7 protein-coding genes and 2 pseudogenes are annotated in these 14,703 nt (G+C 68.0%); 2 read left to right on the top strand and 7 right to left on the bottom strand.

All coding sequences use genetic code 11. From position 1 onward, the window contains the following. Window positions 1–1,564, top strand: a 1,564-nt coding sequence (locus AC1DYX_RS17655) for a bifunctional SulP family inorganic anion transporter/carbonic anhydrase (RefSeq protein ID WP_477261112.1), incomplete at its 5' end; no start/stop codon positions are given. An 81-nt stretch (window positions 1,565–1,645) separates the two neighbouring features. Beyond that, window positions 1,646–3,047, top strand: a pseudogene (locus tag AC1DYX_RS17650) (alkaline phosphatase D family protein). 32 nt (window positions 3,048–3,079) lie between these two features. On the opposite strand, the gene AC1DYX_RS17645 reads toward AC1DYX_RS17650, so the two are convergent. From AC1DYX_RS17645 to AC1DYX_RS17615, 7 genes and pseudogenes are all read right to left on the bottom strand, one after another. Then, window positions 3,080–5,197: a hybrid sensor histidine kinase/response regulator gene (locus AC1DYX_RS17645; protein WP_477261110.1), complete on the bottom strand. Its 2,118-nt coding sequence runs from the start codon at window positions 5,195–5,197 to the stop codon at window positions 3,080–3,082. A 292-nt stretch (window positions 5,198–5,489) separates the two neighbouring features. Continuing rightward, entirely contained in the window at window positions 5,490–6,185 is a 696-nt protein-coding gene (locus tag AC1DYX_RS17640) for a response regulator (RefSeq protein WP_477261108.1), read from the bottom strand. Window positions 6,186–6,246: 61 nt separating this feature from the next. Further along, window positions 6,247–10,482 carry a hybrid sensor histidine kinase/response regulator gene (locus AC1DYX_RS17635; protein WP_477261106.1) on the bottom strand — a complete coding sequence of 1,412 codons (4,236 nt, stop codon included), beginning with the start codon at window positions 10,480–10,482 and terminating at the stop codon, window positions 6,247–6,249. Further along, on the bottom strand, window positions 10,479–11,648 hold the full coding sequence (locus AC1DYX_RS17630; RefSeq protein WP_477261104.1) for a patatin-like phospholipase family protein: 1,170 nt from the start codon (window positions 11,646–11,648) through the stop codon (window positions 10,479–10,481). Before AC1DYX_RS17630 ends, AC1DYX_RS17635 begins: the two co-directional genes overlap by 4 nt. 71 nt (window positions 11,649–11,719) lie before the next feature. Then, the gene (locus AC1DYX_RS17625; RefSeq protein WP_477261102.1) at window positions 11,720–13,537 is read right to left on the bottom strand and encodes a gamma-glutamyltransferase family protein; all 1,818 of its coding nucleotides are present in this window, start codon (window positions 13,535–13,537) and stop codon (window positions 11,720–11,722) included. A 99-nt stretch (window positions 13,538–13,636) separates the two neighbouring features. Beyond that, window positions 13,637–14,404, bottom strand: a complete 768-nt coding sequence (locus AC1DYX_RS17620; protein ID WP_477261100.1) for a 3-hydroxyacyl-CoA dehydrogenase — start codon at window positions 14,402–14,404, stop codon at window positions 13,637–13,639. Between the two features lie 103 nt (window positions 14,405–14,507). Continuing rightward, window positions 14,508–14,703, bottom strand: a pseudogene (locus tag AC1DYX_RS17615) (hypothetical protein); the annotation flags it as partial.

Raw genomic sequence — 14,703 nt, 5'->3', positions numbered from 1 at the left:
GCGTATCGAACCGGCCCACCTCGTCGATATTCCGCCCGTCGATATCGGCAACCTGGGCTCTTACCTGCGATTCCCGGAGCTCGCCCATTTCATGAATCACGACGTCTGGCTCGTCGGCTTCACGATCGCCATCGTCGCGTCGCTGGAAACGCTGCTGAACGTCGAAGCGGTGGACAAGGTCGACCCGCACAAGCGCGAGACGCCGCCGAACCGGGAACTCGTCGCCCAGGGTCTCGGCAATATCTGCGCCGGCCTGCTGGGCGGCCTGCCCGTCACGTCCGTCATCGTGCGCAGTTCCGTCAACGTCCAGAACGACAACCGCACCAAGGCATCGAGCGTGATCCACGGCGTGCTGCTGCTGGCCAGCGTCCTCGTGCTGGCGCCCGCGCTGAACATGATTCCGCTGGCCGCGCTGGCCGCGATCCTCATCGTCACCGGCTACAAGCTGGCCAAGGTCTCGCTGTTCCTCGACATGTACAGGAAGGGCTGGTCGCAATTCGTGCCGTTCGTCGTCACCGTGGCCGCCATCGTGCTGACGGACCTGCTCACGGGCGTGCTGATCGGCCTCGCGTCCAGCCTGTTCTACCTGATGCGCAGCAATTTCCGGAATCCCTTTTCGATGGAACAGTATCGCCTGCACATCGGTGAAGTCATCAAGATGGAATTGCCGAACCAGGTGTCGTTCCTGAACAAGGCGACGATCAAGAGCGCGCTGTGGGACATCCCGGCGAATGCGAACGTGCTGATCGACGCGGCCAACACGGACTACATCGACAACGACGTACTGGAAATCATCGACGACTACCGCGTCGTGGCGGCGGAGCGCAATGTGCGGCTGAACGTCATCGGCCTGCGCGACGAATACAACCTGAGCGACCCGATCCAGTTCATGCCCGCGCTCGACAAGGATACGCAGAAAAAACTGCGCCCGGCGGACGTCCTGCAACTGCTGCGCGACGGTAACGAACGCTTCCGCGCGGGTCGCTCGACGAAGAAATACYATCTGCACCAGGTCGAGGYGACCGCGTCCGGCCAGCACCCGATGGCCGTCGTCGTCAACTGCATCGATTCGCGCACGTCGCCGGAGATCATCTTCGACGCCGGCCTCGGCGACCTCCTGACGGTCCGCATCGCCGGCAACGTGATCAGCCGCGAGATCATCGGCAGCCTGGAAATCGCGCACAAGCTGGGCGCCAAGCTGATCGTCGTGAAGGGGCACTCCAGCTGCGGCGCGATCGGCCTCGCGTTGCAGAACGAAACGGGCCACAGCGTCGGCTCGATCACGGGCAAGATCCGCAAGGCCGTCGAGGAATGCCAGTGCGGCGCCCAGCATCCGCCCACGGGCCAGGCGCTGCTCGAGCAGGTGACGCGCCGGAACATCGAGAACTCGCTGGCCGAGATCATCCACGGCAGCGCCTTCCTGCGCGAGCGTATCGCGCGCGGCGAGATGGGCCTCGTGGGCGCCTACCACGACATCGCCACGCGCACCGTGCAATTCGGCGCGCTCGTCACGGCCGACGACTTCGACCGCTACCGCGAACCGGGGACCGGCCTGGCGGCGTGACCGCCATGACTTGTCAAATCCCCTTCATGATCGTGTAACAAAGTACTCCTACACTCCCGCTGAGTTCACACGGGAGAGACCATGAGTACTTCGTTTTCACGCCGCCGCTTCCTCGTCACGGGCGGCTCGCTGTCGGGTTCCATGCTGCTGGGCGCGTGCGGTTCGTCCGATCCGGTCGTCGCCGCGCCCGCCGTCGTCACCAGCGCCGCCGGACGCCCGAAACTGCTGTCGGGCATCCAGTTCGGTGACGTGGGGGCCGACGGCGCCATCGTCTGGAGCCGCAGCGACCGCCCGGCGGTCATGATCGTCGAATACGACACGACGGACCGCTTCACCAACGCCAGCCGGATCGTCGGCCCCACCGCGACGGACGCCACGGATTTCACCACGCGCATCGATCTCGCCAACCTGCCGGCCGGACAGACGATGTTCGTGCGCGTCAGCTACGTCGATCCGGACAATGGCCGCAGCGCGAGCGAGGTTGCGACCGGCCAGTTCCGCACGGCGCCGGCCGACGGCACGAAGAACGTGCGCTTCCACTGGAGCGGCGACAACGCCGGCCAGGGCTGGGGCATCAATACGGACTTCGGCGGCATGAAGATCTACGAAGCCATGCGCCGGCGCGATCCGGACTTCTTCATCCACAGCGGCGACACGATCTATGCCGACGCTCCGATCCAGGCCAGGGTGACCGCCGAGAACGGCGCCGTCTGGACCAATCTCGTGACCGAGGAAGTGAGCAAGGTCGCCGAGACGCTGAAGGAATACCGCGGCCGCCAGGCCTATAACTTCATGGACGCGAACCTGCGCAAATTCGCGGCCCAGGTGCCGCAGATCTGGCAGTGGGACGACCACGAGGTGACCAACAACTACAGCGCCTCGAAGGATTTGTCGGGCGACGCGCGCTACACGGAAAGGAACGTGGCCCTGCTGGCGGCACGGGGCCAACGCGCCTTCCTCGAATATGCGCCGATGCGCTGGTTCAAGCAGCCGGAGACGCAGCGCGTCTACCGCCAGATTCCCTACGGCCCCCTGCTCGACGGCGCAGGGCAACGACAAATGGGAAGCCGTGGCCAATGGCGATGATGGCGTGCCGAGCGGACGCGAACTGGAGATCGCACGCCTGCTGCAGGCCATCAAGGGCATCCCGAACGTCGTGTGGGTCACGGCCGACGTGCATTACTGCGCCGCGCATTACTACGACCCGGCGCATGCCGCGTTCACGGATTTCGCGCCGTTCTGGGAATTCGTCGCGGGCCCGATGAACGCGGGATCGTTCGGACCGAACGTGCTGGACAAGACCTTCGGTCCCACCGTCGTCTTTCAAAAGGCGCCACCCGGCGCCGGCGCGTCGCCGCTGGCCGGCTACCAGTTCTTCGGCGAGGTGACGATAGCTGCGGCGACGAAGGCGCTGACGGTGGAATTGATCGACCTGAACGGCGTATCGCAGTTCAGCAAGACGCTGGCGCCGCATGGCGCCTGACATTTCAAGCCACGCATCTCAGGCCACGCATCTCAGGCCATTTCTCGGGTCTCCGGGCCCGCTTCCGCGCCGGATGAGGCGGCGGCGAGCAGGCCGCCGACCTTGTCCACCAGCGCGTTCAGCGCGAACGGCTTGGTCAGGATCTCCATCTGGGCGGGCAGCTTCTCGTTCTTCATCACCGTGCTTTCCGCATAGCCGGTCACCATCAGCACGGGCAGTTGCGGCCAGTGCACGCGCACGTGGTCGGCCAGCTGGCGGCCATTCATCCCGTTCGGCAGGCCGACGTCCGTCACGAGCATGTCCGGCCGCGTGTCCTTCAGGAGGCGCTGCGCCTGCGGCGCGTCGCACGCGACGAGCACCGTATAGCCCTGCAGTTCCAGCACCTCGCTCATCACGGCGCGGATGTCTTCCTCGTCGTCGACCACCATCACGACACCCTTGCGGCTGCCGGCTTCGAGCGGCGGCTCGACGTCCGGGCCGGCTGCCGGCGGCGTCTCCACGAGGTGGCGCGGCAGCAGCAGGCGCACTTCCGTACCCTGCCCCGGCCGCGATTCGATGCGCACATTGCCGCCCGACTGGTGCGCGAAGCCGTACACCATCGACAGGCCCAGGCCCGTGCCCTGCCCCATCGGCTTCGTCGTGAAGAACGGGTCGAAGGCGCGCGCCACCACATCGGGCGCCATGCCGGCGCCGTTGTCGCGCACGCTCACCTGCACGTATTCGCCGGGACGCAGGTCGCCGTGGCGACGCGCCTGGGCCGGGGTCAAGGTGATGTTCTCGGTCTCGATGACGAGCAGGCCGCCTTCCGGCATGGCGTCGCGCGCATTGTTGGCGAGGTTCAGCAGCGCGCTCTCGAGCTGGTTCGGGTCGCACAACGTGGTCCACAACGCGGCCGACAGGCGCGTGCGCACGGCGATGGCCGGACCGGCCGCGCGCTCGATCAGGTCCGTCATCGACATCACGAGCACGTTCACGCTGGTCGGCTTCGGGTCGAGCGCCTGGCGGCGCGAGAATGCCAGCAGGCGGTGCGTCAGCGCGGCCGCGCGCTGCGTCACGCCGAGGGCGGCGTCGATGCGCGTCAGCAAGTCGCCGGTCTGACCCATGCGCAGGCGCAGCTTCATCAGTTCCAGGTGGCCCGTCACGCCGGCCAGCATGTTGTTGAAGTCGTGCGCGAGGCCGCCCGTCAGCTGGCCCACGGCTTCCATCTTCTGCGACTGGCGCAGCGCCTCCTCGGCCTGGCGCAGCGCGTCGGCCTGGTGTTTTTCCGCCGTGATGTCGCGCGCCACGCCGTACAGCAGTTCGCCTTCCGGCGAGATCGTCCACGAGACCCAGCGGTACGAACCGTCCTTGTGCAGCACCCGCGTCTCGTAGCCGACGAGCGGCGTGCCGTCGGCCAGGATCTGCATCTTCTGCAGGACGTCGTCGCGGTCGTCCGGGTACACCAACTCCATGAAGGGATGCGTCGTCGCTTCCTCGGCGCTCCAGCCGAAGCACGCGGTGAACGCCGGGTTCACGGTGAGGAAGCGGCCCGTCGCCAGCGACGCCACGGCCATCACGTCCGGCGAGATGCGCCACAGGCGGTCGCGATCGCTCGCGTGCGCCGCGACCTGGTGCGTCAGCGCCTCGTTCATCCGCCGCAGCGACTCTTCCTTGCGGCGCAGCGCGGCCAGCGCGCGCACCTTGCCCGTCGTCTCGACCACCGTGCACAGGATGCCCCCGACGGTGCCGTCGTCGTCGCGCACGGGGCTGCACGAGAACGTGAACCAGCATTGTTCGGGGTAGCCGTGGCGCTCGATCGCTACCTCCATGTCCTCGGCGTAGCTGGCCTCGCCCGCATACGCCTTGGCGGCGATCGGCCCGACCGTGTCCCACACTTCCGGCCAGACCGTGCGGAACGGCAGGCCCAGCGCGGTCTTGTTGCCCAGCAGCGGCGTGTAGGCGTCGTTATGGAAACTGGTCAGCTCCCCGCCCCAGCACAGCAAGGTTGGAAAACGGGAATTCAATGCCAGGCCCAGCGCCGTGCGCAGGGCGGCCGGCCAGCCTTCGATGGGTCCAAGCGGCGTTGCGCGCCAGTCGTGGCCGGCGATACGGGCCGCCATCTGGCCGCCGCCGGTGAGGAAGGTCAGGCTGGGTGTAACCGTGGTCTTCATAGTCCTCGCTCATGCAATCCCTGGTCATTGGCCTGCTTGCGGCAGTCTATGCTGCCGTGCAAAGTCGACTATTTTAATGACAAGCACCAAACGGACGGCGCGCGCTTGGCGCGGTCCCTGCGTGGACAAAAAAGACGCCGTAGGGTGGACGGCTTTGCCGTCCACCCTACCGTTCGTTTGCCGTTCTGCCTTGGGATGATGCATGCCGGCTACGGCAAAGGATCAGTATGCCGGATTCGGTAGCCATGCGGAGGGGTGATTTACTACATTTTTTTGCAATTTCCAGCCGGAATCACATCGTCAATTGCCGCGTAGCATCCGTCTGGCGCTGCACGGCGCGCTGCGCCGCTTCCAGCTCGCGCGCGAGACGCGCATCGTCCGGCGCCGAGCGCAAGGCGTCGAAGCCGGCCGCGGCGCCATGCAGGCCCAAGGTGCGGCACCCTTCGATCAGGCGCGTGAGGTGGGCGCGCGCGACGTCCAGCTGGCGCGCGGCCAGCAATTGCGCCAGGTCCGTGCCGGCGCTGACCAGCTGGCGCTGCAGGCCGCCGAGATACAGCAGCAGGCGCGAGGCGTCGATGCCGAGGCGGCGCAGCGTGGCCGCGGGCGGTTCGTCGGCACCCTGCATCAGGCGCTCCAGGTGATGGGCCACGCGGTCGCCGTCGAATGGCTTGACGATATAGCCGGCCGCGCCCAGGCCGAGGGCTTGCTCCATCGTGGCGCCGTCGCCGGCCGCCGATACGAGGACGAACGGCAGGCCGGCGAAGCGCTCGTCGGCCTTCACGCGCGCCAGCAATTCCATCCCGGACAGGCGCGGCATGCGCAGGTCGCAGAACAGGATCGCCGGATCGGCGCCGCCGGTCAGCCGCGCCCACGCTTCCTCTCCATCCTCCGCTTCCAGCACGTCGAACGTGCCGGTCGCCGTGCTGTCGATCATGTGCATGAGCATCATGCGCGACACCACGTCATCGTCGACTATCAAAACCTTCATTCGCGTCCCACGTGTGATAATTGTTAAATGGCAATTATACAGATATTGACATGCGCACGATTCAGGCCGGTTGCGCTTCGAAGCGGGCCAGCAGGTCCAGAAGGCGCGGCACGCCGGCGCGCAAGGCGTCCATCTCGCCGGCGTCGGCCAGCGTCTCCAGTTCCGCGCACAGCTCGCGCAGGCCCGATTCGCCCAGGTAGCCGGCGCTGCCCTTCATGCCGTGCAGGACGCGGCCGGCCGTGTCGTGGTCGCCCGCCGTCAGTGCCGCATCCAGTTCGGCGCGACGGCGCGGCAGGTCGGCCAGGAACGCGCTGCGCAGCCGCTCCTTCAACTCGGTCCCGCGCGGGCTCGTCACCGGCGGCGGCGGCGGCTCGTCGGCGGGCACGCCGAACATGGCGTCCAGTTCCGCCGTGGACGGCGTACGCGCGGACGGCGCCGGCATCGGGGGCAGCACGATGCCGCGCTGCAGCTGGCGCTCGATGGCGCGCGTGATGTGGAAATGCAGCTGGGCGTCGTCGATCGGCTTGGTGATGAAGGCATCCATGCCGCAGGCCAGGTAGCGCGTACGGTCTTCCTCGCTGACGTTGGCCGTGAGCGCGACGATCATCAGGTGCTGGTCGAGCACGGGTGCCGCCAGCGGGCCGCCGGCGCGGATCAGCCGGGTGGCCGAGGCGCCGTCCATCTCGGGCATGCGGCCGTCCATCAGGATCAGGTCGTAGCGCGTGCGTGCGCAGGCGGCGACGGCCAGCAGCCCGTTCTCGACGACGTCCACCTGGTGGCCGAGTTCTTCCAGCATCATGCGCACGATGATCTGGTTGGTGGGATAGTCTTCCGCGCACAGCACGCGCAGGCGGTGCGTGTGCGGCGCGCGCGGCTGGTCGGAAACGAGCGGCGGCGGCGCGCCATCCACCAGCGGCAGCACGAACGTGAACGTGGAGCCCACGCCCGGCGTGCTGGCCGCGCCGATCGTACCGCCCATCAGTTCGACGAGCTGGCGGCAGATCGCCAGGCCCAGCCCCGTGCCGCCATAGCGCCGCGTCGTCGTCGCGTCGGCCTGCTCGAATTTCTGGAACAGGCGCGGCAACGCGTCCGCGGCGATGCCGATGCCCGTGTCCTGCACGGAGAAGCGGATCATGTTGCGGCCGGCGCCGTCGTGCTGGTCTTCGGGGCGGCGCTCGACGCGCACGGTGACGGTCCCGCTTTCCGTGAACTTGAAGGCGTTGCCGACCAGGTTGACGAGGATCTGGCGCAGCCGCGTCGGATCGCCCACGACGAAGCGCGGCAGGTCGGGGTCGAGGTGCACGGCGAAGCCGACGCTGTGCACGCCGGCCTGTTCCTCGAACAGCTTGACCACGTGCCCGATGGTCTCGTCGAGAGCGAAGTCGATGTTCTCGATCGTGAGCTTGCCCGCCTCGATCTTGGAGAAATCGAGCAGGTCGTTGATGATCGCCAGCAGCGACTGCGCATTGGCCTGTCCGCGCAGGATCTGCTCGCGCGTGGATTCCCCCAGGCCCGCGTCGCGCAGCGCGAAGCCGAGCATGCCGATCACGCCGGCCAGCGGCGTGCGCATCTCGTGGCTCATGTTGGCGAGGAATTCGGATTTCTGGCGCGTGGCGTCCTCGGCGCGCTGCTTGGCCTGGTACAGCCTTTCCTCGTTTTCCTGCAGCGCGTCGTTGGCGCGCGCCAGCTCGTTCGTGCGGCGCCGCACCTGGCGTTCCTGCTCGCGCAATTCCTCGGTCTGGCGTTCCAGCAGGCGGTTCTGCTGCTCGATGCGTTCCGTGCGCGCGCTCACCTGGTACTCCAGCATCGCCTTCTGGCGGCGCAGCACGTCCACACGGATGCGGTAGGCGCCGTAGCCGCAGCCAAGGACGATCAGCACGGCCACCGTGCGGAACCACCAGGTCTTCCAGTACGGCGGCAGCACCGTCACTTCCAGCGTCGCGGCCGCGTCGCTCCAGACGCCATCCTTGTTGGCCGCGCGCACCTGGAACGTGTAGTTGCCCGGGTCGAGGTTCGTGTAGGTGGCGAAGCGCTTGCCGGCGTCGACGCCGATCCAGTCCTGGTCGAAGCCGAYGAGGCGGTAGGCGAAGCGGTTGCGGCCCGGCGCCGCGAAGTGCAGCGCCGAGAATTCCAGCGAAAATACGGAGTCCTGCGGCGTCAGGGTGATGCCGGACAGGCGTTCGATCGGGCCCGGCAGCATGCCCGGGCGCACGTCCTGCCACGGCTGGCCGAAGATCTGCAGGCCCGTGATGACGGCGCGCGGCGCGATCAGGTTGTCGTGCAGCGCGCGCGGATTGAACGCCGTAATGCCGTTGTTGCCGCCGAAGTAAAGCGTGCCGTCGCCCACGCGCAGCGCGGAGGCGTCGAAATAGGCGCCCTCGATCGTGCCGTCCGTCGAATTGTAGTTGCGCCAGGCGCCGCTGGCCGGGTCGAGGCGGTGCAGGCCGCTGGAGCTCGACACCCAGATGAAGCCGTCGAGGTCTTCCTGCATCGCGGCCACGACGTCGTCCGCCATGCCGTCGCGCACCGTGTAGCGCTGGAAGTGCGGCGTGCCGTCGGCGCTGAACACCATGCGGTTCAGGCCCACGGCCGTGCCCACCCACAGGTCGCCCTTGCGGTCTTCCAGCAGGTAGTGCACCTCGTCGTGCGAGAGGCTGGTCGGGTCGTCGGGATCGTGGCGGAAGTGGCGGAACTTGCCGGTCGCGCGATCGAGCAGGTCGAGGCCGTCGAACGTGCCGACCCAGAACCGGCCGTGGCGGTCTTCCAGCATCGGGCGCACGATGTTGTCGGCCAGGCTCGCGCCCACGGCCGGGTCGTGCTGGTACGTCGTCAGCTTGCCGTTGGGGTCGATGCGGTGCAGGCCGCCGCGGCTCGCGACCCAGACGGTGCCGTCGCGCGTGACGTGCACGTTGCGCACGTAGTTGGCGTCGACGTCGTCCTGGGACAGCACGCGCCGCGTCATGTGCTGCGTCTTCGGATCGAAGTGCGCCAGGCCGTTGCGCGTGCCGAGCCACACGCTGCCGTCGCGGCCGAGCGCCACCGACGTCGCCATCGCGTCGCCGGAGATTCCCGCCTCGACGGGCGCCAGGCGCCAGGCGCGGTCGTCGCCCGTCACCGGATCGAACAGGTGCAGGCCGCCGTTCGTCCCGAGCCACAGCTTGCCGGTGCCGTCGGCGGCGATGCCGCGCACCTTATTGTCTTCCAGCGCGATCGGCGTGTCGTCGCCGCGCACGATGCGCGCGAAGCCGCCGCTGCCCATGTCCGCGCGCGACACGCCGCCGTACCACGTGCCGACCCAGAACGTGCCCACGCGGTCGCCGTACAGCGCCGTGACCTGGTTGTCGCTGACGCTGTAGCCGTCCGTGATGCGGTGCGGATGGCGTTCGAACCGGCCCTGCGCGGGCAGCCAGCGGTACAGGCCGCGGTCGTGCGAGCCGACCCAGACCTGGCGCTCGGCATCCTCGTACAGCACGCTGATCTCGCCGGGCGCGATGCCCTCCTCCGGGCCGAACGTGCGCATCTCGCCCGTCTGGCCGAGCAGCAGGCGCTCCAGGCCGCCCATGCTGCCGACCCACAGTCCCTGGCCGGCATCGACCATCAGTGCCTGCACGAAGTCGTACTTGCCGCCGCGCGGCGACGGGTGGTGGCGGAAATGCATGTGCTGCGAATCGAGGCTGTCCAGGCCGGACGCGGTGCCGATCCACAGCCGGCCGTCGCGCCCGCGCGCGAGCGCCGTGAGCTTGTCGGACGCCAGGCTGTCGGGCACGCCCGGCACGTGGTGCCAGGTCTGGAAGCGGCCGGTGGCGATGTCGAAGTGCTGCAGGCCGTCGGCCGTCGCCAGCCACAGACCCTCCTTGCCGTCGTCCAGGATGGCGCGGATGTGGCGGTTGCCGTTGCCCCGCTTGGCCGGCTCGTCCGGCAGGAAGTGGGTGAACGTGCCGGTGGCCGGCTCGTAGCGATCGAGGCCGCCGTCCGTACCGATCCACAGCCGGCCCTTGCGGTCCACGTACAGCACGCGCACCCAGTTGTTGACGAGCGTCTTCGTATCGCCGACGACGTTACGGAAATTCGTGAAGCGGTAGCCGTCGTAGCGCGACAGGCCGGACTGCGTGCCGAACCACATGAAGCCGTCCGGGTCCTGGACGATGGACAGCACGGACTCCTGCGCCAGGCCATCGTCCACCGACAGGTGCTCGAAGCGCAGGGTCGGCGTCGGCGTGGCCTGGGCGCACCCTGACCACAGCAGGATCATCGGCAGCGCCAGGAGCGCAATCAGCAGCAGGGGCCATCGTTTCATGCTTCGAAAAACTCCAGTACGTCGTTGCGCCGGGCATAGGTGTCGCGCTGGCCCAGCGCCATCAGTTCACGGGTGTACGCCCCTTCGAACAGCAGATAGGACGCGAGCGCGGCGCCGCGCCGCTCGGTCGCGCCGATCCCCCCGAGCAGCGTACGCACGGGGGCCGGCAGGTTGTGCGTGTGGCGCGCAGCCACGTCGTCCAGGCGCTCCGACGGCACGATCGCCAGCAGCTCGACGTGGCGCAGCGGCGTCTTCGCCATCGCTTCCTCCGGCAGCATCGTGAGGGTCTCGTTGATGCGCTGCAGGCGCTCGATGTCCATTGCGAGGCTGTCGAGGAAGATCGACGACAGCGCGTGGCCCGCGATCTGCGCCAGGCTCGGATAGCGCACGTGTTCCGGCAGGTAGCGCACGGTCTCGTTCATGCGTCCCGCCCCCACGACCAGTACGCGGCGCGCGCCCAGGTGGATCGCCGGCGCGATCGGCGCCAGCTGGCGCATCGAGCCGTCGCCGCAGAATTCCAGGTGGCCGTCCAGGTACAGCGGCACTGCCGGAAAGATGAACGGCAGCGCGCTCGACGCCAGCAGGTGGTCGACGCCGATCTGCCCCGCGAGCGCGACGCGCTGGTGGCGCCGCCACGGCAGGATTTCGCGCTCGCTCTGGTAGAACGTCACGTGCTGGCCGCCGCTGTACGACGACGCGGTGACGGCGAACGCATCCAGGCAACCGCTCGTGAGCGCCTTGTCCAGCCGGGGCAGGTCGAGCATGCGGTGCAGCAGGCCGCACAGCGGCGTGTTGTCGAGCAGGGACATCTGCGGCGACGCGTGCAGCCTGCGCAGCATCCAGCCGAACGACAGCATCGACAGCCAGCGCGCGCCCGAACGCAGCACGCCGAGCGAATCCGCGCGGTACACCTGCGCGACCTCGATGCTTTCCCAGACGTCGGCCAGTTGCTCGACGGCGTCGCCGAAATCGTCGGCGCGGCAGGCCAGGCCGGCGGCGTTGAGGGCGCCGGCCGACGTGCCGCAGATGATCGCGAACGGATTGCGCGCAGCAGGCCACCCCGCGTCCCCCAGGATGCGGGAGATTGCCTGCAAGACCCCAGCCTGGTAGGCCGCGCGCGCGCCGCCACCGCTGAGGATGAGCCCCGTTTTACGTTCAATGTCCACACGGCAAGATTAACAAACTCTGCCGACTTTGAGTGGAATAATTATTTCTCAGTCAACGCAAAAATCGACTTTTAGTCACCTTTTGCCACACCTTCCCGTCTCGGGTCGGCGCCGCCGAACCATAACGGTACGCCATGGATTTCCATCCGGGCGATGCCCTGCAGGCCGGACGTCTGCTCGCCGATGCGCACCGAATGACCGCGCTCCATGAGTGCCTCGATTTCGGACGCCGGAAACCGTCCCGCTTCCAGTTCGGTCGGGCCGTTGCGGCTGCCGAAATTGGGCAAGTCGATGGCCTGCTGCATGTCGAGGCCCCAGTCGAGCGTGCCGACGAGGACCTTGGCGACGTAATTGATGATCAACGGACCACCCGGCGAACCGACGGCTTCGACGAAACGGCCCGACTTTTTGTCAAAGACGATCGTCGGGCTCATGGCGCTGCGCGGGCGCTTGCCGGGCTCGACGCGGTTGGCGACCGGGCCGGTCGCATCGCGCGAGTCGAACGAAAAGTCCGTCAGCTGGTTGTTCAGGATGAAGCCGTCGACCATTTGGCGCGAGCCGAACGCGTCCTCGACGCTCGTCGTCATCGACAGCCCGGCGCCGTACGGATCGACGGCGACGACGTGCGACGTCGAATGCGCCTCGATCGAATTGTCCAGGCCCCAGTTCCAGGCCATCTCGACACCGGGCGGATGGCCGGCCTGGGCCTTGCCCATCGAGCGCTGCCCGACCAGGCTCGCGCGCTGCTCCAGGTAACGCTTGTCGAGCAGCGCCGGGATGCCGCGGCCGGGCAGCGGAACGAAGTCGGTATCGGCGGCGTAGCGGTCGCGGTCGGCGTACGCGAGGCGGCCCACTTCGGAGAACACGTGCACCGCGTCGGCGCCCGGGATGCCGTTGACGGGCGCCAGCGCGGCCATGTTGCGCGTCTCGAACATGCCGAGCATCTGCGCCACGGCGATGCCGCCCGACGATGGCGGCGGCATGCCGCAGACCGTGTATGCGCGGTAGTCGTTGCAGACGGGCTCGCGCAGCTTCGGCCGGTAGGCCGCGATGTCGGCGGCCGTGAGCAGGCCGGGATTGCTCGGATGGCTCTTGACCTTCGCCTCGATGTCGCGCGCGATGCGGCCGGTATAGAACACGTCGGCGCCGCCGGATGCGAGTTCGCGCAGGGTGCGCGCCAGTTCGGGATTCTTCAGGACGTGGCCGACGGGCCATGGGTTGCCGTCCGGCGCATAGAAGTAGGCGCGCGCCGTCGGGTCCTTGCGGATGTACGGGTCGCCGGCCAGCAGGCCATGCAGGCGCGGGCTCACGGCGAAGCCCTGCTCGGACAGCCGGATCGCCGGCTGGAACAGGGTCTTCCACGCCAGCTTGCCATGCTGGCGGTGCGCCAGCGCCAGCATGCGCAGCACACCGGGTGCGCCCGTCGAACGGCCGCCGACGATGYCTTCCGTACGCGACATCGGCGTGCCGTCGGCATGCTGGAACAAATGCTCGTTTGCCTTGGCCGGCGCCGTCTCGCGGCCATCATAGGCCTGCACCTTCCTGCCGTCGTAGTACATCAGGAAGGCGCCGCCGCCGATGCCGGACGATTGCGGCTCGACGAGCGTGAGCACCAGCTGCGTGGCGATCGCGGCGTCGATCGCGGTGCCGCCCTGCTTCAGCATCTCGTAGCCCGCCTCGACGGCCAGCGGATTGGCCGCCGCCACCATGTAGCTGCGGGCGGTCCAGGCGGCCTTTTCCGTGTAGCCGCTGGCGGCCTCGGGGGACCGCTGCAGCGCGGAGGCATCCTGCGCGTGGACCGGTAGGGATACGAGGGACGGGGCCAGCGCGGCAAGCGCGGCGCCCAGCACGATCGGCAGCAACTTCACAGGCAGGAACTTCGACTTCATCGATGGATTCTCCGGAAAAAACAACGCGCGACCGCGGCCGCGCGTCAGATACCTCGGAGCATCCTACCTGAAATCGGCGCAGCGCTCCGGCCGCCCGCTTCACTTCGGCTGCATGCGAATGGCGCCGTCCAGGCGGATCGTCTCGCCGTTTAACATGACGTTCTCGATGATCGTCTTCGCCAGGTGGGCGTACTCGCGCGGCATGCCGAGGCGCGGCGGGAACGGCACCATCTTGCCCAGCGAATCGCGCACCTCCTGCGGCATGCCCATCAGCATCGGGGTCTCGAAGATGCCAGGGGCGATCGTCATCACGCGGATGCCGCTGCGCGCCAGGTCGCGCGCCATCGGCAGCGTCATGCCCGCGACGCCGGCCTTCGACGCGCCATACGCGGCCTGGCCGATCTGGCCGTCGAACGCCGCGACGGACGCCGTGTTGATGATGACGCCGCGCTCGCCGTGCTCGAGCGCGTCCTCCCGGCTCATCGCATCCGCGGCGAGGCGGCACATGTTGAAGGTGCCGACGAGATTGATGTTGATGGCGCGCTGGAACGCGTCGAGCGGATGCGGGCCCTCCTTGCCGACCGTCTTGATGGCCGGTGCGACGCCGGCGCAGTTGACGAGGCCACGCAGGCTGCCCAGCTCGCGCGCGGCCGCCACGACGGCCAGGCCATCCGCTTCCGACGTCACGTCGCATTTCACGAAGCGCGCCACAGCGGCGCCCAGTTCGGCGGCCAGTGCCGCACCGGCTTCCTGCTGCACGTCGGCCAGCACGACCTTGCCGCCCGCTTCCACGATCGTGCGCGCGGTGGCCGCACCGAGGCCCGACGCGCCGCCCGTCACGATGAACACATTCTTCTGGATTTCCATCTTTCTCCCTTTCGTCGTCGATCTGCCGAGTCCGTCCTTAACGTTTACGTAAACGTCAATTTGCGGATTGTAGCGGGGATTTGCCGCAAATACCATGCGGACATCAAAAACACTGCACCGTCGTTCCGGTGCGGGCGCACACGCGGCCTTTGCTGTCGACGCCGGCATTGCCGCTGCCGTTGAACGTTTTGCCGGCCGCATCCGTGCAGGCAATGCCCTGGCAGGCCCGGATGACGCTGGAGCTGGGCGCGGCCGGCTGAGGCGTGGCCGGCTGAGGCGCGGCCGGCTGAGGCACGGCC

The sequence above is a fragment of the Massilia sp. P2_C2 genome, from assembly GCF_056404615.1.
Note: the sequence above shows the minus strand (reverse complement) of the source record. Positions and strands in the feature narration are given on the sequence as shown.

What these genes read in the sequence shown, in the direction of transcription:
- AC1DYX_RS17645 (WP_477261110.1), bottom strand. Translation starts at nt 5,197, where the DNA reads ATGAAGACCACGGTTACACCCAGCCTGACCTTCCTCACCGGCGGCGGC.
- AC1DYX_RS17640 (WP_477261108.1), bottom strand. Translation starts at nt 6,185, where the DNA reads ATGAAGGTTTTGATAGTCGACGATGACGTGGTGTCGCGCATGATGCTC.
- AC1DYX_RS17620 (WP_477261100.1), bottom strand. Translation starts at nt 14,404, where the DNA reads ATGGAAATCCAGAAGAATGTGTTCATCGTGACGGGCGGCGCGTCGGGC.